The sequence below is a fragment of the Nonomuraea terrae genome, assembly GCF_044465245.1.
Lineage (GTDB): Bacteria > Actinomycetota > Actinomycetes > Streptosporangiales > Streptosporangiaceae > Nonomuraea > Nonomuraea terrae.
Window position 1 is genome coordinate 1,141,717 of sequence record NZ_JBITLL010000005.1, and the last position, 18,815, is coordinate 1,160,531.

General features: G+C 71.5%; 18 protein-coding genes, 1 tRNA gene and 1 pseudogene. 5 read left to right on the forward strand and 15 right to left on the reverse strand.

The features are described 5' to 3' along the window. The first annotated feature begins 35 nt into the window (after positions 1 to 35). Together ACIBP6_RS29030 and ACIBP6_RS29035 are read left to right on the forward strand one after the other, a co-directional pair. Positions 36 to 1,010 (forward strand): helix-turn-helix transcriptional regulator, encoded by a 975-nt coding sequence (locus tag ACIBP6_RS29030; RefSeq protein WP_397057045.1) that lies wholly within the window; start codon positions 36 to 38, stop codon positions 1,008 to 1,010. Positions 1,011 to 1,214: 204 nt separating this feature from the next. Next, positions 1,215 to 1,568: an SPW repeat protein gene (locus tag ACIBP6_RS29035; RefSeq protein WP_132615969.1), complete on the forward strand. Its 354-nt coding sequence runs from the start codon at positions 1,215 to 1,217 to the stop codon at positions 1,566 to 1,568. Between the two features lie 162 nt (positions 1,569 to 1,730). Here ACIBP6_RS29035 and ACIBP6_RS29040 read toward each other — a convergent pair. From ACIBP6_RS29040 to ACIBP6_RS29055, 4 genes and pseudogenes are all read right to left on the reverse strand, one after another. Then, positions 1,731 to 1,952 (reverse strand): annotated as a pseudogene (locus ACIBP6_RS29040) (tannase/feruloyl esterase family alpha/beta hydrolase); the annotation flags it as partial. Further along, positions 1,901 to 2,098 (reverse strand): tannase/feruloyl esterase family alpha/beta hydrolase, encoded by a 198-nt coding sequence (locus ACIBP6_RS29045; protein WP_397057046.1) that lies wholly within the window; start codon positions 2,096 to 2,098, stop codon positions 1,901 to 1,903. The pseudogene ACIBP6_RS29040 and the gene ACIBP6_RS29045, both read right to left, overlap by 52 nt. Positions 2,099 to 2,502: 404 nt before the next feature. Further along, a tRNA-Ala gene (locus ACIBP6_RS29050) sits at positions 2,503 to 2,575 on the reverse strand. A gap of 66 nt (positions 2,576 to 2,641) precedes the next feature. After that, positions 2,642 to 3,559 carry a TetR/AcrR family transcriptional regulator C-terminal domain-containing protein gene (locus ACIBP6_RS29055; protein ID WP_397057047.1) on the reverse strand — a complete coding sequence of 306 codons (918 nt, stop codon included), beginning with the start codon at positions 3,557 to 3,559 and terminating at the stop codon, positions 2,642 to 2,644. 152 nt (positions 3,560 to 3,711) lie between these two features. Here ACIBP6_RS29055 and ACIBP6_RS29060 point away from each other — a divergent pair, with 152 nt between their 5' ends. Then, positions 3,712 to 4,914 carry an FAD-dependent monooxygenase gene (locus tag ACIBP6_RS29060; protein WP_397057048.1) on the forward strand — a complete coding sequence of 401 codons (1,203 nt, stop codon included), beginning with the start codon at positions 3,712 to 3,714 and terminating at the stop codon, positions 4,912 to 4,914. Here ACIBP6_RS29060 and ACIBP6_RS29065 read toward each other — a convergent pair. The 3 genes from ACIBP6_RS29065 to nadD form a co-directional block, all read right to left on the reverse strand. Next, positions 4,911 to 5,540: a histidine phosphatase family protein gene (locus ACIBP6_RS29065; RefSeq protein ID WP_397057049.1), complete on the reverse strand. Its 630-nt coding sequence runs from the start codon at positions 5,538 to 5,540 to the stop codon at positions 4,911 to 4,913. The two genes, ACIBP6_RS29060 and ACIBP6_RS29065, sit on opposite strands and share 4 nt — an antisense overlap. Then, positions 5,537 to 5,932 (reverse strand): ribosome silencing factor, encoded by a 396-nt coding sequence (rsfS, locus tag ACIBP6_RS29070; protein ID WP_397057050.1) that lies wholly within the window; start codon positions 5,930 to 5,932, stop codon positions 5,537 to 5,539. The genes ACIBP6_RS29065 and rsfS overlap by 4 nt, the downstream gene beginning before the upstream one ends. 91 nt (positions 5,933 to 6,023) lie before the next feature. After that, positions 6,024 to 6,638, reverse strand: a complete 615-nt coding sequence (nadD, locus tag ACIBP6_RS29075) for a nicotinate-nucleotide adenylyltransferase (protein ID WP_397057051.1) — start codon at positions 6,636 to 6,638, stop codon at positions 6,024 to 6,026. A 96-nt stretch (positions 6,639 to 6,734) separates the two neighbouring features. Between nadD and ACIBP6_RS29080 the strand changes: the two genes are divergently transcribed. After that, positions 6,735 to 7,757: a M48 family metallopeptidase gene (locus tag ACIBP6_RS29080; protein ID WP_132615957.1), complete on the forward strand. Its 1,023-nt coding sequence runs from the start codon at positions 6,735 to 6,737 to the stop codon at positions 7,755 to 7,757. A gap of 111 nt (positions 7,758 to 7,868) precedes the next feature. Here ACIBP6_RS29080 and ACIBP6_RS29085 read toward each other — a convergent pair whose 3' ends face one another. From ACIBP6_RS29085 to proB, 4 genes are all read right to left on the reverse strand, one after another. Beyond that, entirely contained in the window at positions 7,869 to 9,632 is a 1,764-nt protein-coding gene (locus ACIBP6_RS29085; protein WP_397057052.1) for a serine/threonine-protein kinase, read from the reverse strand. A gap of 82 nt (positions 9,633 to 9,714) precedes the next feature. Continuing rightward, positions 9,715 to 9,891, reverse strand: coding sequence for a hypothetical protein (locus ACIBP6_RS29090; RefSeq protein WP_165969899.1), 177 nt, complete (start codon positions 9,889 to 9,891; stop codon positions 9,715 to 9,717). Between the two features lie 50 nt (positions 9,892 to 9,941). Further along, positions 9,942 to 11,213 carry a glutamate-5-semialdehyde dehydrogenase gene (locus ACIBP6_RS29095; RefSeq protein ID WP_397057053.1) on the reverse strand — a complete coding sequence of 424 codons (1,272 nt, stop codon included), beginning with the start codon at positions 11,211 to 11,213 and terminating at the stop codon, positions 9,942 to 9,944. Positions 11,214 to 11,233: 20 nt separating this feature from the next. Further along, positions 11,234 to 12,352 carry a glutamate 5-kinase gene (gene proB / locus ACIBP6_RS29100; RefSeq protein WP_397057054.1) on the reverse strand — a complete coding sequence of 373 codons (1,119 nt, stop codon included), beginning with the start codon at positions 12,350 to 12,352 and terminating at the stop codon, positions 11,234 to 11,236. An 82-nt stretch (positions 12,353 to 12,434) separates the two neighbouring features. Between proB and ACIBP6_RS29105 the strand changes: the two genes are divergently transcribed. Next, positions 12,435 to 13,199, forward strand: coding sequence for an SDR family oxidoreductase (locus ACIBP6_RS29105; RefSeq protein WP_397057055.1), 765 nt, complete (start codon positions 12,435 to 12,437; stop codon positions 13,197 to 13,199). Between the two features lie 3 nt (positions 13,200 to 13,202). Here ACIBP6_RS29105 and obgE read toward each other — a convergent pair whose 3' ends face one another. The 4 genes from obgE to ACIBP6_RS29125 form a co-directional block, all read right to left on the reverse strand. Next, a complete protein-coding gene (gene obgE, locus ACIBP6_RS29110; RefSeq protein ID WP_397057056.1) occupies positions 13,203 to 14,555 on the reverse strand; it encodes a GTPase ObgE in 1,353 nt (450 codons plus the stop codon). A gap of 195 nt (positions 14,556 to 14,750) precedes the next feature. Further along, the gene (gene rpmA, locus ACIBP6_RS29115) at positions 14,751 to 15,008 is read right to left on the reverse strand and encodes a 50S ribosomal protein L27 (RefSeq protein ID WP_012893687.1); all 258 of its coding nucleotides are present in this window, start codon (positions 15,006 to 15,008) and stop codon (positions 14,751 to 14,753) included. 14 nt (positions 15,009 to 15,022) lie between these two features. Next, complete coding sequence (gene rplU, locus ACIBP6_RS29120; RefSeq protein WP_080046162.1) at positions 15,023 to 15,325, reverse strand: 50S ribosomal protein L21; 303 nt, start codon at positions 15,323 to 15,325, stop codon at positions 15,023 to 15,025. A gap of 217 nt (positions 15,326 to 15,542) precedes the next feature. Then, entirely contained in the window at positions 15,543 to 18,701 is a 3,159-nt protein-coding gene (locus ACIBP6_RS29125; RefSeq protein WP_397057057.1) for a ribonuclease E/G, read from the reverse strand. Between the last annotated feature and the right edge of the window lie 114 nt (positions 18,702 to 18,815).

Below are 18,815 nucleotides of genomic sequence, written 5' to 3' on the forward strand. Positions count from 1 at the left end.
CTACGCCCGGGTCACTGACATGTAGTGTCAGTGATATGCGCGCCTCCCGCCTCGTCTCGATCCTGCTGTTGCTGCAGACGCGCGGCCGGATGACGGCGCGGGATCTGGCCGAGCGCCTGGAGGTCTCCGTACGCACGATCTACCGCGACGTCGAATCCCTGCACACCGCCGGCATCCCCCTGTACGGTGACGCGGGCCCCAAGGGCGGATACCAGCTCCTCGACGGCTACCGCACCAGGCTCACGGGCCTGACGACCGAGGAGGCCGAGTCCCTGTTCCTGGCAGGGCTGCCCGGCCCGGCGGCCGAGCTGGGCCTCGGCGCGGTGGTGACGGCGGCGCAGCTCAAGCTGATGGCCGCGCTCCCGGTCGAGCTGCGCGACCGCGCGGGCCGCATCCGCGAGCGGTTCCACCTGGACGCGCCCGCGTGGTATCGCGACCAGGACCCGCTGACCTTCCTGCCCGCCGTGGCCGACGCCGTGTGGAACGAACGCCGCATCCAGGTCAGATACCGCCGGTGGAAGGCGCCGCAGGAGGTGGAGCGGCGGCTGGAGCCGTACGGGCTCGTCGTCAAGGCCGGGCAGTGGTACGTGGTCGCGCGGACGGACGGCGACGTCCGCACCTACCGCGTGTCGCAGATCCTCGGCCTGCACCGACTCCCAGAGACGTTCGTCCGCCCGGACGGGTTCGACCTGGCGGAGTACTGGCGGGGCTACCTGGCCGAGTTCGAGGCCCGGTTGCGCTGGGGCGAGGCCGTGGTGAGGCTGTCGCCGCGCGGCCTGGAACGGCTGCCCGACCTCATGACGCCCGGGGTGGTGACGGCGGCACGGGCGAGCGCGCAGCCCCCGGACGAGGACGGCTGGACCCGCGTCACGGTGCCGATCGAGTCGATCGAGCACGCGACCGGCGAGTTCCTCCGGCTGGGCACGGACGCCGAGGTCCTCTCCCCCGCGGCCCTGCGCGATCGCCTGGCCGAGACGGCGTACGAACTGGCCGAGCGCTACCGCGCGTAGCCCCAAGGAGTTTTGGCGAGGAATCTTCCTTTACGCGGGCTGCTGGGCCATCTCTTTGGATATGTCGTAATTGAGGATGACAACTTCCGGAAATAGTGCGCAATGTCACATGTGGCAGTGGAATCGCATCTCATCTCCGGAAGTTGTGCGGGTTACGACTGACCAAACAGGCCAGCCTCGCAAACGCCATCGGCGGAGGTTCTCATGAAGGCATGGTCACGCTGGCAGGACTGGGTCACCCTGGTCGCCGGTATCTACGCGGCACTCTCCCCGATCTGGGTCAACGGCGCGTCAGGCGCCGCGCCCTCACTGATCGTGCTGGGTGTCCTCACCGCGGTCACCTCTCTGGTGTCGCTCGCGAACCCGGGAGTGGTCGCCACGGAATGGCTCAACGCCCTCTGGGGCGTCCTGCTGTTCGTCGCCCCCTGGGTCATCACGTACACCCAGAGCATGGGTGCGTCGTGGACGTCCTGGGTCGTCGGCGTCATCACGGTGATCCTCAGCCTGACGGCGGTCCCCGCCAGCAAGGCCGCGCACCGTCAGGTGATCCAGCACTGACACATCGCCACAAAGGCCGGGCTCATCCGAGCAGCCCGGCCTTTCGCCTGCATACCGGCTCCTCTGGCGCGCCACCGAGCCGCGCAGCTCGTGCGGGTGACCGCCGATCGACGGGATGACGTCCCGCGACGGACGCGGCGGCGGCGCCGGCACGAAGTCGGCCGCCTGGTCGATGCTGCCGGTGCCGTCACAGGCGGCCACCAGCGGATAGGGGAAGACCGGTCGCGACCGGGAGACCTCGCCCTGCGTGTCCCGGCCCACGGCGATGACGCGGCTCGGCGCCGTATCCCGCTCGACCCACGTGACGAGCTCGCGGAGCGGATCGAACCCGGTCAGCCGGTAACGCAGTGGTACCTCGTGGGCACCATGAACAGCCGCGCCCACCGCCGGGTCCGCAGCCCGCCGTCGCGTTCCGGCAGCCGCTGGTAGTAGTCCACCGTCGCGGTCGCCGGCAGCAGCGGGTCGGCCCAGCCGTGCCACAGGATGAGCTTGCCACCGGCACGGCGGAACGCGCGCAGGTCAAGGCTCATGGCGTCGCCCTTGACGCCTTCGGCGGGTCAGCCGGTGGAAAGCGGCCGCGGTGAACGAGGTTCGGCCGGCGACGAGTGCGGGGTGCCGATCGGGAACCCCATGTACTTCAGGTAGTTGCCCCGAGCCACGCCGCGAAGGAGCGGCCGCCCAGGTGGGAGGCGGGTGTGAGCATTCCGTCCCAGCCGAGCTCGGAGCCGCGGGCCGGGGTACAGCCGGTGCCCGTCCGGGTCCACCGGTCCCGCCTACAGCGTGCGGACGACGGACACCTGGCGCGGCGTGCGGCAGTCCACCCGATCGGCGCCGGCCGGGCACTGCGCCTTCACCGGGTCGTACCGGCAGGCACCCGGATCGTCGATCTGTCCGTCGAGCCGGTCGACCGCCTGAGACGGCGGAGAAAACCAGGTGGAGCTATGGGGATTCGAACCCCAGACCTCCTCCATGCCATGGAGGCGCGCTACCAACTGCGCCATAGCCCCTGGTCACCGCTTCGAGTACACCCGTTGCGGCGCTCGGAGAGCATATAGCCATCCTGCCTCATACGCCTAATCGCGCCGCCCGTCCCGCGCCCTGGCCACCAGAACGGCCAGGCCGTCGAGCTGCCGGCGCAGGCCGAACGCGAAGATGGAGTCCAGGTCCATGTCCAGCCCGGGCCGCCCCACGACCTTGGCCAGGGTGGGGAAGGCGCCCGAGACGAACAACTCGGCCAGCTCCGACTCCCTGTCCCTGATCCACTCGTCGTCGGTGATGCCCGTCTCCGTACGCGCCTGCTCCTCGGCCGCCAGACTGACGGCGGTGCCGCGGGCGAAGTTCACGAGGGACACCACGGCGTGCAGCATCGTGTTCGGGTCCAGGCCCAGACCGTCCACGGCGCGCAGGAGCCGGTCGGTGTGTGCCATCCCGTTGCGGACGAACTCGGGCCGGGTCAGCGAGACCGCGTGGGCGAGCCAGGGATGGCGCCGGTAGATCCCCCACAGCCGGCGCATCCCCGTCTCCAGCTGCTCCCGCCAGCCGCGCGGGATCCGGTCCTGCGGTGGGTCCTCCCCGTAGACGGCGTCGGCCATCAGGTGCACGAGCTCGTCCTTGCCCGCCACGTACCGGTACAGCGACATGGCGGAGGCTCCGAGCTCGGCGGCGACGCGGCGCATGGAGACGGCCTCGAGCCCCTCCGCGTCGGCGATCGCCACGGCGGTCCGGACGATGCGCCGCCTGGTCAGCTCCGGTGCGCGCGACCCCGGCGCCTCGTGCCCGGCCACGACCGTCCCCACGCCGGGCACGGCCCGCGCGAGCCCCTCCTCCTGCAACCTGCCCAGCACCTTGCTGGCGGTGGCCATCGCCACCCCCCATTCACGGATGATCTGCCGGGTGGAGGGCAGCCTGTCCCCGGCCGCCAGCTCCCCCGCGGTGATCCGCCGCCGCAACTCCTCGGCGATCCGCAGGTACGGCGCCTCGTCTCGCGTCACCCGGCCTCCTTCTCCGGCGCTCTAGTGCACCAGACGCGCCTCGGCTCGTCACTCCAGCTGACCACAAGGCGCAGCACTAGTACATATTGCCTCGTCAGCACCCTCGTCCTACAGTCCGCGTACACCGTAAACGAAGAGTGAGGAGCCGTGCGATGCGTGGTCTCAAGGTGCTGATCTCCGGCGGGGGCATCGCGGGGCCCGCGCTCGCCCACTGGCTGGCGCGCCACGGCAGCCACCCCACCGTCGTGGAGCGGGCGCCGGGCCTGCGCCCCGGCGGTCAGGCCGTCGACTTCCGCGGCGCGCCGCAACTGCGGGTGCTCGACCGCATGGGCGTCCTCGACGCCGTACGCCGCTCGCAGACCCGCATGGGCGACATCACGATCGTCGGCGACACGGGCAGGCGCCTGGCGAAGCTGCCCTCCGAGGCGTTCAGCGGCGAGATCGAGATCCTGCGCGGCACCCTGAGCCGCATCCTGCACGAGGCCGCCGCCGACGCCGAGTACGTCTTCGACGACTCCGTGACCTCGCTGACCGAGACACCCGGCTGCGTCCACGTCACCTTCGAGCGGTCCGCGCCCCGCACCTTCGACCTCGTCGTGGGCGCCGACGGCGTGCGATCCCGGGTGCGCGAGCCGGCCTTCGCCGCCCCGTCCCCCATCCGCCACCTCGGCATGTACGGCGCCGTCTTCTCGGTCCCCGACACCTACGGACTCGACCATGAGGGCCTGATGTTCAACGCCCCCGGCAGATGCGCCACGATCACGAACGCCTCCGGCCAGACCCGGGCCGCGCTCGACTTCGCCTCACCCCCGCTGGCCTACGACCACGACGACCGCTCGCAGCATCAGGAGATCATCGCGGCGGCCTTCGACGGCCTCGGCTGGGAGATCCCGGGCCTGCTGGACGCGATGCGCACGGCGGAGGACTTCTTCTTCTCCCCCGCCGCCCAGGTCGTCCTGCCGCGTTACTCGGCGGGCCGGGTGGTCCTGCTGGGCGACGCCGGGTACGCCCCCGGCCCGGGCGGCATGGGCACCGGGTTGGCGCTGATCGCCGCGTACGTCCTGGCGGGCGAGCTGGCGATGGCCGGCGACCACCGGACGGCGTTCACCCGCTACGAGGACCGGATACGGCCCTATGTCGCCATCTGCCACAGCCAAGCGCGCGGAGCCGACAAATTCCTCGTCCCCCGGACGAGGTCACAGATCTGGCGGCGCAACCAGACCATGCGCCTGCTCCCGTACCTGCCGGGCAAGAGCCTGATCAAGCGCATGAACGACCGCGCCGCCGCGGCCATCACCCTCAGCGACTACACCGCGCATCCGCACGGCCCCCGAGCCGTACGGACAGAGTCCTAGACCTCGGCGTCGGGCCGGTCGTCGCTGTGGATCGGCTCGGGCAGGGTGCCGGCGTTGTGCTCCAGCAGCCGCCAGCCCTTGCGTCCTTCCTGCAGGACGGACCAGGAGCAGTTGCCGAGCCCGCCCAGCGCGGGCCACAGCTCCTCAGGCAGCCCGAGCAGCTCGCAGATGCCGAGCCGCAGCGCGGCGCCGTGCGAGGCCACGACGAGCAGGCCGTCGTCGTCCAGGCGAGCCGCCCACCGGCGCATGGCGGCCGCCACCCGGGCGGCCACGTCGGTGACGGACTCGCCGCCGGGCGCTTCCCAGGCGACGTACTCCGCGGGCCACCGCGCGGCGATCTCTTCGCGGGTCAGCCCCTCCCACTCGCCGCCGCCTCGTTCGCGGAAGTCCTTGTCGACCGCCACGTCGAGCGCGACGAGCCGACCCAGCGCGAGCGCCGTGTCGTTGGCCCGCTGGAGGTCGGAGGAGACGATGTGCGTGGGGCGCAGCGAGGCCAGCAACGACGCGGCCCTCGCGGCCTGCGCCACGCCGGTCTCGTCGAGGGGGATGTCGGAGTGGCCCTGGAAGCGCTGCTCAACGTTCCACAGAGTCTGCCCGTGTCGCAGACATACGATCCGCTTGCTCAAGAGCGCGCTCGCTGCAGGTTGGCCTGCAGGACGCTCTCCGGCAGCGCGATGGCCGGGCAGTCCTTCCACAGGCGCTCGAGCGCGTAGAACGTACGGTCTTCCTCGTGCTGCACGTGCACGACGATGTCGATGAAGTCGAGCAGCACCCAGCGGCCCTCGCGCTCGCCCTCGCGGCGCACGGGCTTGGCGTCGGCCTCGGCGCGCAGCCGCTCCTCGATCTCGTCGACGATGGCGCGGACCTGCCGGTCGTTGGTGGCGGAGCAGAGCAGGAAGGCGTCGGTGATGACGAGTTGCTCGCTCACGTCGTAGGCCAGGATGTCATCGGCCAGCTTGTCGGCCGCGGCTTCCGCGGCGATGCGCACGAGCTGGACGGATCTCTCAGATGCGGTCACGATGCGGGTCTGTCCTCCTGTGTCGGCAGCATGCCCTTAAGTTGAGGGTACCCTTCCGGGCCGGGACCCCTCACCTGCGCCGCCGCCACCCTCAACCTGACTGGTAGAGGCCCCGCTTGTTGATGTACTGCACGATCCCGTCGGGCACGAGGTACCAGATGGGCTCGCCCTTGGCGACGCGCTGCCGGCACTCGGACGAGGAGATGGCCAGGGCGGGGATCTCCAGCAGCGTCACCCGGCCTTCCGGCAGCCCGGGGTCGTGCAGTGTGTGCCCCGGGCGCGTGCAGCCGACGAAGTGGGCGAGATCGAACAGCTCCTCCGCGTTCTGCCAGCCGAGGATCGCGCCGAGCGCGTCCGCGCCGGTGATGAAGAACAGCTCAGCGTCAGGCCCATAAATTCGCGAAATATCGCGCAAAGTATCGATGGTGAACGTCGGCCCCGGGCGGTCGATGTCCACCCGGCTGACCGAGAAGCGGGGGTTCGAGGCGGTGGCGATGACCGTCATCAGGTAGCGGTCCTCGGCCGCCGACACGTCACGCCCCGACTTCTGGTACGGCCGCCCGGTCGGCACGAAGACGACCTCGTCAAGCTGGAAATGGTGTGCCACCTCACTGGCGGCGACGAGGTGCCCATGATGGATGGGATCGAACGTCCCGCCCATCACCCCCACTCGCCGCTTACCCGGCACACTGGGCGCATTCATCATGAAACGGACCTTACGCGGATGCATCCCACCAACATGATGGGACCCCCCTTGGTGATGACCGCGCATCACTTCCGTTGCGGACGTAGCATGCCGGGCATGACGACCACCCCGGACCGCAACCGCGTCCAACTGCCCGGCATCTCGTCTCGAGCCTACGAACACCCCGCAGACCGGTCCGCGCTGGTCGCTCTGCGCAAGCTGAGTGGGTTCGACACAGTTCTCAAGCAGATGTCCGGCCTCATCAGCGAGCGAAGGCTACGGCTGATGTACCTGGCCTCGGCCGTGCGCGTGAGCGAGACCCAGTTCCGCTCGATCTACGACATGGGCCGCGACGCCGCCTACACCCTCGACCTGCACCGGATCCCCGAGATCTACATCCAGCAGGATCCACAGGTCCAGGCCAAGGCCATCGGCTTCGACGACCCGTTCATCGTCGTCACCACCGGCCTGCTCAACCTCATGAACGAGGAGGAGCAGCGCTTCGTCATCGGTCACGAGACCTCCCACATCCTGTCGGGGCACGCGGTCTACCGCACGATGCTCGACATCCTCACCCGCCTCGCCACGCGCGTCGCCTGGATCCCGCTGGGCTACATCGGCCTGCGCGCGATCGTCGCGGGCCTGGAGGAGTGGTACCGCAAGTCCGAGCTGTCCTCCGACCGCGGCGGCCTGCTCGTCGGTCAGGACCCCGAGGCGGCCAAGCGCGCGCTGATGAAGCTGGCCGGCGGCTCCTACATGCACGAGATGAACATCGAGGCGTTCCTCGAGCAGTTCCACGAGTACGACACCGCGGGCGACCTTCGCGACGGCTTCCTCAAGGTCCTCAACCTGCTCGGCACCACCCACCCCTTCGCGGTGGTGCGCGTGGCCGAGCTGGACAAGTGGCAGCGCAGCGGCGAGTACGACAGCATCATCGCCGGTAACTACCCCCGCAGAGAAGACGACTCCGACGCGCGGGTGACCGACGAGATCAAGGCGGCGGCCGAGTCCTACCGCGCCTCATGGCAGCAGTCGCAGGACCCGTTCATCGGCGTGCTGCGTGACGTGGCCGAGGGCGCCGTGAACGCGGGCGAGCGCATCTTCAACCGCTTCTCCCGCCGCGACGGCGGCCAGGGCTGATCCGAGACGGCACGCGGCCGATCCGCTTGATCAGCCGCGTCCCCGCCGCCGGCGCCCACGACGGCGAGGCGGCGGGCCCAGCGCCAAGACCCGCGATGGAGCGGCGGCAGGTCACAGCAGCAAGGCGATGGCGCGCACGGCGGCCGCGCACAGGGCGACGAACCCGCCCAGCACGGCCAGTGCGCGCAGCCCCTCCCTGCGCAGGTCGGGCAGCCGCTGCCCGACCCTCTCGATCTCGCGGCCGGTGATCCCACCGCAGAACATCCCGAACACCACTCCGGCCACCGTCACGGGCGCGGCCTGCTGCCACCAGTCGGCGTCGATCTCGCCGCCGCCGATCGCCCAGAGAGCTCCGCCCGACGCCACCGCGACGGGCAGCCCCGGCCACACGACGGCGGTCGCCGCCGCCCCGGCCAGCGCGGCCGGGAAGAGCAGCACCCGCAGCGCCACCCGCGTACGCCGCGAGCTGCGCTTCCTGACCATCCAGTGGCTCATCCACAACGTCCTGGTGAGCACCACGAACACGGTCGTGATCGCGATCGACGCGATCGGCCAGATCACCGACGTCACCACACAGGGCACGGCCAGCACCGCGAGCAGCAGCAGCGCGCCGTTGCCCGCCGGCAGCGTGGTGGACGACTCGGACCGCAGGCCGGCCGCGCGCCCGTGCTGCGGCTTGGCGGCCGCCGGGCGGCTCCGGACGGCCGCCGCCGTACGCCGGCGCGGCCCGGTGACCTTCCCTTCGGCCCCCGCACGCGCCCGCGGCACCGGAACCTTCCCCTCGGCCGCCGTGCGCCCGCGCGCGGCGGCCGCGCCCTTGCCGTCGGCGCCGGTCCTGGTCCGCGCCACCGCGGCGCCCTTGCCGTCGGCGCCCGTACGCGTGCGCGCCACCGCGGCGCTCTTGCCGTCGGGGACCGCCCTGTTCCCGGTACGCCCGCGCGGCGCCGGCACCTTCCCCTCGGCGGGGACGGCGTTGGGACGGCTCCTGGCGGAGCGAGCCTCCTCGGCGCCCCTGCCGCGTGCGACCGTGCCCTTGCCGGCCTCCTCGGCCGCGTCGGCGGCGGGCGGGTCATCGCCCGCGCTGGTCGCCTTGGCCAGCCGGGACAGCCGGTCGGCCAGCAGCGCCGCCGTGGGCCGCTTGCCGGGCTCCCGGTTGAGTGCGGCCCGCACCAGCGGCAGCAGCTCCACGGGCACGCCCTTGAGGTCGGCCTGCCCGTTGAGCACCGCGTACATCTGCGCCTCGGCCGTGCCACGCCCGAACGCCGGGCGTCCCGTCGCCGCGAACGCCACCGTGGCGGCCCAGGCGTGGATGTCGGCGGGCGAATCCACCTGCTCGTCGGCGAAGATCTCCGGCGCGGTGTAGCCGGGCGTGCCGAGGAACGTGCCGGTCATGGTGAGCCGGGTCGCGTCGAGCACCTGGGCGATGCCGAAGTCGATCAGCACGGGGCCCTCGGAGCCCATGATGATGTTGCCGGGCTTGAGGTCGCGGTGGACGACCCCGGCCGCGTGGATGATCGCCAGCGCGGTGGCGATGCCCTGGGCCAGGTCGACGAGGCCGGACACGTCGAGGGGGCCCTGCTGGCGGACGCGTTCGAGCAGCGTCACGCCCTCGATGTGCTCCATGACGAGGTAGGGGCGGGCGCCGTCGAGGTCGGCGTCGAGCACCTTGGCGACGTACGGGCTCTCGACCCGGCGCAGTGCGCGCACCTCGCGCTCCAGCCGCACGCGCGAGGTCGTGTCCTCGGCCAGGTCATGCAGGACCTTCAGCGCGACTCGTTCGCCGCGGCGGGTGGAGGCGAGGTAGACCTCACCCATGCCACCCCGGCCGAGCCGCTCGATCAAGGTGTACGGCCCGACCTTGCCGAGCTTGCTCACCGTCCCTCCCCGCCCGGCGCGCCCATAAGGGACACAACCCTAGCGCCGGTACGCGCGTCGCCGCTTGCGGCACGCCGAAGGATTATCGGCCTGTGTGGTCGGTGAGCATCCGGTCGAGCTCCGTGGCGGGCTCGTCCGGCAGCGGCCGGCGGCCTTTCCTGCGCCAGTTGACGTGGCCCCGGCTCTCCAGCCAGAGCAGCAGACGGTCGGCACCGAAGAGCACCGCGGCCGAGAAGACGAGGGCGACGACAATGTCCATGCCTCCCAGTCAACCCACGCGGCCGGGCGCGGGTCAGGCCGACACGCCGCCTAACCGGCCACCACCGTTCCCTCTGACGTGCGCAAATGCCCCTCACCCGTATAGATCCACTTGGTGGAGGTCAGCTCGGGCAGGCCCATCGGGCCGCGCGCGTGCAGCTTCTGCGTGGAGATGCCGATCTCCGCGCCGAACCCGAACTCGCCGCCGTCGGTGAACCTGGTCGAGGCGTTGACCGCGACGGCCGCCGAGTCGACCAGCGAGACGAACCTGCGGGCGGCCCGCTGGGAGCGGGTGACGATGGCGTCGGTGTGGCCGGAGCCGTACCGCCTGATGTGGGCCACCGCCTCCTCCAGCGAGCCGACGACGGCGGCGGCGATGTCGAGGGAGAGGTATTCGGCGTAGAAGTCGTCCTCGGTGACGGGCACGACCTCGCCGTAGCGGGCGATCCGCTCGTCGCCGTGGACGGTCACCCCCGCCTCACGCAACGCCTCCAGCGCGCGGGGCACGAACGCGTCGGCGACGCCCTCGTGCACGAGGAACGTCTCGGCGGCGTTGCACACCGACGGCCGCTGCGCCTTGGCGTTGACCAGGATCTGCACGGCGAGCTCGACATCGGCCTCGGCGTCGACGTAGACGTGGCAGTTGCCGATGCCGGTCTCGATGACCGGCACGGACGACTCCTCGACCACCGCGTTGATCAGGGACGCGCCCCCGCGTGGGATCAGCACGTCGACCAGCCCCCGGGCGCGCATGAGCTCCTTGACCGAGTCGCGGGTCTGCCCGGGCACGAGCTGCACGGCCCCCGCGGGCACCTCGGTGGGCTCCAGCGCCTCCTGCGTGATCCGCACGAGGGCGGTGTTGGAAGAGTAGGCGCTGGACGAGCCGCGCAGCAGCACCGCGTTGCCGCTCTTCAGGCAGAGCGCGGCGGCGTCCACGGTGACGTTGGGGCGGCCCTCGTAGATGATGCCGATCACGCCGAGCGGCACCCTGAGCTGGCGCAGCTCCAGCCCGTTGGGCAGCGTGCCGCCGCGGACGACCTCGCCGACCGGGTCGGGCAGGTCGGCCACCTGGCGCACGGCCTCGGCGACGGCCGCGACCCTCGCCTCGTCGAGCCGCAGCCGGTCGATCATCGCCTCGGACGTGCCCTGCTGCCTGGCCCGTTCGACGTCGTCGGCGTTGGCCTCGATGATCTCGGCCGCCCGCGCGACCAGGGCATCGGCGATCGCGCGCAAGGCCCGGTCCTTCGGCGCCCGCGGCAGCGGGGCCAGCTCGGCGGCGGCCTCTCGTGCCGCGTGGGCGACCTTCTGGAACTCTGTGCTCATTGCTGCTCCGCTTCGCAGGCTCAGGCGTGGGCTTCCAGTATGACGATGTCGTCGCGGTGGATCAGCTCGCGTTCATATTCCGGACCGAGCGTGCTCGCCAGCTCCCTGGTGGAGCGGCCGAGCAGGCCGGGGATCTCGGTCGCGTCGAAGTTGACCAGCCCGCGGGCCACGACGAGCCCCTGAGGACCGCACAGGTCCACCGGGTCGCCCGCCGCGAACTCACCCTCCACCGACGTCACCCCGGCGGGCAGCAGCGACTTGCGCCGCGCCACGACGGCCTCCACCGCCCCCTCGTCGAGATGCAGCCGGCCGCGGCCGGTGGTGGCGTGCGCGAGCCAGAGCAGGCGCGTGCCGGGATGCCGGCCGCCGGGATGGAAGTACGTGCCGGCGTCGGCTCCGGCGAGCGCCTGCGCGGCGTGGGCGGCGGCGGTGAGCACCACGGGCACGCCGGCCCCGGTGGCGATCCTGGCCGCCTGCACCTTGGTCACCATGCCGCCGGTGCCGACGGCGGCGCCGTTCTTGCCCAGCTCGACCCCGGCGAGGTCCTCGGGCCCGCGCACCTCCGTCAGCCGCCGCGTGCCGGGGCGGCTGGGCGGGCCGTCGTAGAGGGCGTCCACGTCGGACAGCAGCACCAGCGCGTCGGCGTGGATCAGGTGGGACACGAGCGCGGCCAGCCGGTCGTTGTCGCCGAAGCGGATCTCGTCGGTGGCCACGGTGTCGTTCTCGTTGACGATGGGCACGATGCCCAGCTCCAGCAGCCGGTCGAGGGTGCGCTGGGCGTTGGCGTGGTTGGCGCGCCGCATCATGTCGTCGGCCGTCAGCAGCACCTGGCCGACGCGCAGGGAGTAGCGGGCGAAGGAGGAGGTGTAACGGGCCACGAGCACGCCCTGCCCGACGGAGGCGGCCGCCTGCTGGGTGGCCAGGTCGCGCGGTCGCGCGCTCAGCCCGAGCGGGCCGAGGCCCGCCGCGATGGCCCCGGAGGAGACCAGGACGATCTGCGTCCCGGTACGGCGCCGCGCCGCCAACACGTCCACCAGGGCGTCCACCCGATCGACATCGATCATGCCCTGGGGGGTCGTGAGGGAGGAGGAGCCGACCTTGACCACGACTTTCGACGCTGAGGCGATCTGTTCCCGCACGCCTGGCAGCCTATCCGCTCGTACCCACTTGAATAGCTACATTGACTGCATCAGTTCAGTCGATGTAGTAAGAAGCATGGAAATGCGCACCTACGTGGTCACCGGAGCCGCCTCGGGAATCGGCGCGGCCACCGCCGACCTGCTGGCCAAGGACGGACACCGGGTCATCCGCTGCGACGTCCGCGACGCCGACGTGCTCGCCGACCTCACCACCCCCGAGGGCCGCGAGAGCCTGTTCTCGGAGGTCGCGGCGGCCTCGGGCGGCCGGGTCGACGGGCTGGTCGCCGTGGCGGGCACAGGCATGCCGTCGGAGCGGACCGTACGCCTCAACTTCTTCGGCACGATCGCCACCCTTGAGGGGCTGCGTCCGCTGCTGGCGGCGTCCGGGGCGCCGAGGGCGGTCGCGGTGTCGTCGCTGAGCGCGATCGTGGCCGCCGACGACGACATCGTCGAAGCCTGCCTGTCCCTGGACGAGGAAGCCGCCGGCGAGGCCGGACGCCGGGCCGCCGAAGCTGGGCGCGGCCGCGTCATCTACCCGTCGAGCAAGCAGGCGCTCAACCGCTGGCTCCGCCGCGCCGCCCTCGCCCCCGAATGGGCGGGCGCGGGCATCCCCCTCAACGCGGTCGCCCCCGGCGTGGTGGACACGGAGTCGGCCAGGAAGACGTTCCTGTCGGACCCGGCGACCCGCGCGCTCGTGTCGTCGGCCATGCCGCAACCGCTGGGCTTCCCCGGCCCGGTGGAGCCGGTCGCCTCTCTGCTCGCCTGGCTGGCCGGCCCCGACAACTCCTTCGTGACCGGCCAGATCCTGTACGCGGACGGCGGCGCCGAAGCCACCCTCCGCCCGTGAGTGCTAGCCCAGGCGGTTGTCGGTGCCGCGCGGACCCTGGCGTACGGACTCGGCGTGCAGCGTCGGCTGCCAGTCGAAGACGTAGCCGCCCTCCATCGGCCCGATGACCACCTCGGCCCCCGCGCCGGCGCCGGCCTTGGCCAGCTGCTCCTCGACCCCCAGCCGTTCGAGCCGGTCGGCGAGATAGCCGACCGCCTCGTCGTTGCTGAAGTCGGTCTGCCGGATCCACCGCTCGGGCTTCTCGCCGGTGACCTGGAACATGTTGTCGTTGACCCGCCGCACCTTGAACCCGGCGTCGCCGAGCTGCTTGGGCCGGATCACCAGCCGCGTCGGCTCCTCGACCGGCTTGTTGGCCCTGGCGGCCGCGACCCACTCGCCCATCGCGTACGTGAGCTCCCGCAGCCCGTCGTGCGTGGCCGCCGAGATCGTGAACACCCGCAGCCCCCGCTCCTCGAACTCGGGCGTGACGAGCTCGGCCAGCTCCCGCGCGTCGGGCACGTCGGCCTTGTTCAGCACGATCAGCCGCGGCCGGTCCTCCAGCTTCCCGTACGCCCGCAGCTCCGCCTCGATCACCTCGTAGTCGGTGACAGGGTCGCGCCCCGGCTCCATCGTGGCGCAGTCGATGACGTGCACGAGCATGTCGCACCGCTCGACGTGCCGCAGGAACTCGTGCCCCAGCCCCTTGCCCTGCGAGGCGCCGGGGATCAGCCCCGGCACGTCGGCCACGGTGAACACGTGGTCGCCCGCCGTCACCACCCCCAGGTTGGGGATCAGCGTGGTGAACGGGTAGTCGGCGATCTTCGGCTTGGCCGCGCTCAGCGCCGCGATCAGCGACGACTTCCCCGCGCTGGGGAACCCGACCAGCGCCACGTCGGCGACGCTCTTGAGCTCCAGGACCACGTCGAGCCCGTCGCCCGGCTCGCCGAGCAGCGCGAACCCGGGGGCCTTGCGCTTGGTGGAGGCCAGGGCCGCGTTGCCGAGCCCGCCGTGGCCGCCCTGGGCGATCACGTACCGCGTGCCGGCCCCCACGAGGTCGATCAGCACCTCGCCCGTCGTGGCGTCCTTGACCACGGTGCCGTTGGGCACCGGCAGGATCACGTCCTCGCCGTTGGCGCCGTCGCGGTGGGAGCCCTGGCCCTGCTTGCCGTTCTCCGCCTTGCGGTGTGGCCGGCGGTGGTAGTCGAGCAGAGTCGCGGTGCTGGGGTCGACCTCGAGGATGACGTCGCCGCCGCGCCCACCGTTGCCGCCGTCAGGACCGCCGAGGGGCTTGAACTTCTCCCGGTGGATGGAGGCGCACCCGTTCCCTCCGTCACCGGCCTTGATGTGAAGGACCACCTGGTCCACAAAGTCCGGCATCCCGCATTCCTCCATCACCCCACCCGGGGCATCTCATTCCGACGTACGAGGCCACCGGCCCCGCCCACGATCTGAACACCGGCCGCCCGGGATCTCATGCCCCGGCGCCCGGCGCCCACCGCGGAAAACGAAAAGGGGCGGATCGACCAGCCGATCGATCCACCCCTTGACGTGAAACCCGAGTCGCGGACGAACCTACTCCGCGACGGGGACGATGCTCACGGCCCGGCGGCCGCGCTTGACACCGAACTGCACGTGACCGGCGGCCAGCGCGAACAGCGTGTCGTCGCCACCGCGGCCCACGTTGTCACCGGGGTGGAAGTGGGTGCCACGCTGCCGGACGATGATCTCGCCCGCGTTGACCAGCTGGCCACCGAAGCGCTTGACGCCCAGTCGCTGGGCGTTGGAGTCACGGCCGTTCCGGGTGGACGACGCGCCCTTCTTGTGTGCCATCTCTCAAACTCCCGTCAGGCCTGCTCGATACCGGTGATCTTCACCTGGGTGTACCGCTGGCGGTGACCCTGGCGCTTCTTGTAACCGGTCTTGTTCTTGTACTTGAGAATCCGGATCTTCGGGCCCTTGGTCTCGCCGAGGATCTCGGCGTTGACCGTGAACTTGCCCGCCTCGGTGGTCACGTCGCCATCGTTGACGACGAGCACCGTCGGCAGCGAAACCGAAGAGCCGACCTCGCCGGCGACCTTGTCCACCTCGAGGACGTCACCGACGGAGACCTTCTGCTGCCTGCCGCCGCAACGAACGATCGCGTACACCGCGGAACCCTTCTACTGACTCACTGTGGCTTTCGAACATCAGCCACCTCACGAAGAGGCGGCCGCCGAATGTTGCGCCTGTCATTCGGCCTGTCGTGACCCGACGTACCGAGTAAGCGCGCCAACAGGGCACGTCACCTGACGCACCGGTTCACCAGGGTACCGGATTAACGGGCCCCTAGGCGAACCGGACGGAACGTCGGAAGTCCGCCGAGGACTACTCGGCCGACTTGGCTCGGCGCGAGCGTCGCCGCCCTCTGCCGGAAGTCTGGTTTGCCTGGTCGTCCTCAGCCGGGACGTCTTCAAGCGCACCGGTCACGGTATCACGGCCGGAGGAGTCCTTCGCCGCGGAAACCTTGTCCGTGACCGCCTTCTCCACCGCCATCTTGCCCTGCGTGCCACGCGGCTCCGGCTTGGACTCGACCGGCTCGTTGGAGATGATCAGGCCACGCCCGTTGCAGCAGTCGCACGGCGTCGAGAACGCCTCCAGCAGCCCCTGACCGACCCGCTTACGGGTCATCTGCACCAGGCCCAGCGAGGTGACCTCGGCCACCTGGTGCTTGGTCCTGTCACGGGCCAGGCACTCCAGCATCCGGCGCAGCACCAGGTCACGGTTGGACTCCAGCACCATGTCGATGAAGTCGATCACGATGATGCCGCCGATGTCGCGCAGCCGCAGCTGGCGCACGATCTCCTCGGCCGCCTCCAGGTTGTTCCTGGTGACGGTCTCCTCGAGGTTGCCGCCCTGGCCGGTGAACTTGCCGGTGTTGACGTCGACGACGGTCATCGCCTCGGTACGGTCGATCACCAGCGAGCCGCCGCTCGGCAGCCACACCTTGCGATCCAGCGCCTTGGCCAGCTGCTCGTCGATCCGGTACGACTCGAACACGTCGCCCTGGTCGCTGTCCCACTTCGTCAGCCGCTCGCCCAGGTGCGGCGCGACGTACTTGACGTAGTCGTCGACGGTGTTCCAGGCATCGTCGCCCTGCACGACCAGCGAGGTGAAGTCCTCGTTGAACACGTCGCGCACGACCCGGATGGTCAGGTCGGGCTCGGCCGACAGCAGCTCGGGCGGGCTGGCCGACTTGGCCTTCTTCTGGATGCTCTCCCACTGCGCCGACAGCCGGGCCACGTCACGGGCCAGCTCCTCCTCGGAGGCGCCCTCGGCCGCCGTGCGCACGATCACACCGGCGTTCTCCGGCATGACCTTCTTCAGGATGCTCTTGAGCCGCGTGCGCTCCTTGTCGGGCAGCTTGCGGCTGATGCCGGTCATCGACCCGTCGGGCACGTACACGAGGTAGCGGCCGGGCAGGCTGATCTGCGAGGTGAGCCGGGCGCCCTTGTGGCCGATCGGGTCCTTCGTGACCTGCACGAGCACCGACTGGCCCGACTTCAGCGCCGACTCGATGCGCTTGGGCTGGCCCTCCATCCCGGCGGTGTCGAAGTTGACCTCGCCGGCGTAGAGGACCGCGTTGCGGCCCTTGCCGATGTCGACGAACGCCGCCTCCATCGAGGGCAGCACGTTCTGCACCTTGCCGAGGTAGACGTTGCCGACGTAGGACTGGCTGGCCTCGCGGTTGACGTAGTGCTCGACGAGGACGCCGTCCTCCAGCACCGCCATCTGCGTACGGTCGCCCTGGCGGCGGACCACCATCATGCGGTCGACCGACTCGCGGCGGGCCAGGAACTCGGACTCGGTGATGATCGGCGGACGCCTGCGGCCGAGCTCGCGCCCCTCGCGGCGACGCTGCTTCTTGGCCTCCAGCCGGGTGGAGCCGCGCACGCTCTGCACGCCGTCGGTGGCGGTGTCGAGCGCCGCCCGCCCGGAGCGCGGGGCGCGGATGCGCACCACCGTGTTCGGCGGGTCGTCGCCGGCCGGTTCTGCGACCTCCTCGGTGCCGCGACGACGGCGGCGCCGGCGGCGGCGCGAGGTGGAGGACTCCTCCTGGGACTCCTCCTCCTGCTGCTCCTCCTCGGAGTCCTCTTCCTGCTCCTCGCCGTCCTCGGCCTCGTCGCGCTCGCGCGCCCTGCCGCGACCCCTGCCGCCCCGGCGGCGGCGACGGCGACGGCTGCCGCCCTCTTCTTCCTGCTCGTCGGTGTCGGCGTCGATCTCTTCTTCTTCTTCTTCGACGACCGCCTCTTCGGCGAGCTCCTCGACGTCCTCGAGCTCGACGACGGGCTGCGGCGGCTCGGCCCGGCGCGGCACGACAGGCGTGGCGCGGCTCGGGTCGGGCGCCTGGAACAGCGGCGCGAAGATGGCCGCGGGCCGCTGGAACGCGCCCGTGGAGTCGCTCTGCCGCTGCGCCGTCAGCCCGAAGGGGTCGGCGAGCAGGCTGGGCCGCACGTCGTCCTCGTCGAGGTCCTCGCCGGCGGGCTCGTCGTCGAGCGGCTCGTCCTCGGGCAGGATCTCGACGACGTCCTCGTCCTCGACGTCCTCGTCGGTCTCCGCCGCGATGTCCTCGGACGGCGCCCCGGCCGCCACGCGGCCCGCCACACCAGCGGTCCCGGCCGCGGCGACCCCGCTCACGGGCGCCTCCACGTCAGCGGTGCCGCCGCGCGACACGTCCGTACCGGCCTGTTCGCCGGTGCCGAACGGCGCCGCGGCCTCACGTCCGCCGGAGGGGGCCACCACTTCGGCGACGCCGCCCCGACCGGCCGTGATGTCCTCGGTGGCGGGCGTCTCGGCGGCCACGACCTCTTCCGGCTCGGTCTTCTTCCGCGTACGGCGCCGCTTCGGCGCCGCCTCGACGACCGGCTCGACAGTCTCGGCGGTCTCCACGGTCTCGGCAGGCGCCTCAGCGACCTCGGCCGCCGTCTCCGCGGCCTTCTTCGTCGTACGCCGCCGCGTCGTCGTGGCGGTGGACCGTGTCCTCGTCCGCTTCGGCTTCTCGGCCACACCCTCGGCGGTGCTCTCAGCACCGCCTGCGGCGGCCTCAGCGCCACGCTGGGCAGTTCCCTCAGCGCCACCTGCGGCGCTCTCGGCGCCCCCCTCCGCGGCGCTCTCAGCGCCACGTGCGGCGCTCTCACCGGTGGCCCCGGCCGCGGCGCCCTTCTCCTGCGCGCCGGCGGCGTGGGACGTGGCGAAAGCGGGAACCGTCTTGACGGCGGGCGCCTCGGCGGCCGCCCGCACGATGTCAGGCGCCGGCTCCCCCGCGGCACGCTGCACCGCGTTCGTCCGGACCGGTTGCACCTCGGCGACCTGCGGCGCGGCCTTCGCCGCGATGACGGTGACCGGGACGGACGCCGGCTCCTCCGGCGGCTCCGGCGGGGGACCCGCCGGGCGGCTGGCGGCGCGGCGGCGCTCGGTCACCTTGGGCTGTTCAATTGTCTCCCCGTCGGGGCCATTGGCCCCGGCGTTGGGCTCGTTGTCGAGCATGCGGGCGTTCTCCCGTCAGCTCCCGGGCGCGTCACCGCGCCGCGCAGGAGCCCTCGTGTCTCGTTGTCCACCGGCGCCCCCGGAAGGGGCGTATCGGCGCCAAGTCCTGTCAGC

Bases quoted from the DNA above. Each gene is read 5' to 3' on its own strand.
- ACIBP6_RS29035 (WP_132615969.1), top strand. From the start codon at position 1,215: ATGAAGGCATGGTCACGCTGGCAGGACTGGGTCACCCTGGTCGCCGGT.
- ACIBP6_RS29125 (WP_397057057.1), bottom strand. From the start codon at position 18,701: ATGCTCGACAACGAGCCCAACGCCGGGGCCAATGGCCCCGACGGGGAG.
- ACIBP6_RS29060 (WP_397057048.1), top strand. From the start codon at position 3,712: ATGCGTGGTCTCAAGGTGCTGATCTCCGGCGGGGGCATCGCGGGGCCC.
- ACIBP6_RS29080 (WP_132615957.1), top strand. From the start codon at position 6,735: ATGACGACCACCCCGGACCGCAACCGCGTCCAACTGCCCGGCATCTCG.
- ACIBP6_RS29090 (WP_165969899.1), bottom strand. From the start codon at position 9,891: ATGGACATTGTCGTCGCCCTCGTCTTCTCGGCCGCGGTGCTCTTCGGT.
- nadD (WP_397057051.1), bottom strand. From the start codon at position 6,638: ATGATGAATGCGCCCAGTGTGCCGGGTAAGCGGCGAGTGGGGGTGATG.
- rpmA (WP_012893687.1), bottom strand. From the start codon at position 15,008: ATGGCACACAAGAAGGGCGCGTCGTCCACCCGGAACGGCCGTGACTCC.
- obgE (WP_397057056.1), bottom strand. From the start codon at position 14,555: ATGCCGGACTTTGTGGACCAGGTGGTCCTTCACATCAAGGCCGGTGAC.
- ACIBP6_RS29030 (WP_397057045.1), top strand. From the start codon at position 36: ATGCGCGCCTCCCGCCTCGTCTCGATCCTGCTGTTGCTGCAGACGCGC.
- ACIBP6_RS29095 (WP_397057053.1), bottom strand. From the start codon at position 11,213: ATGAGCACAGAGTTCCAGAAGGTCGCCCACGCGGCACGAGAGGCCGCC.
- ACIBP6_RS29045 (WP_397057046.1), bottom strand. From the start codon at position 2,098: ATGAGCCTTGACCTGCGCGCGTTCCGCCGTGCCGGTGGCAAGCTCATC.
- ACIBP6_RS29105 (WP_397057055.1), top strand. From the start codon at position 12,435: ATGCGCACCTACGTGGTCACCGGAGCCGCCTCGGGAATCGGCGCGGCC.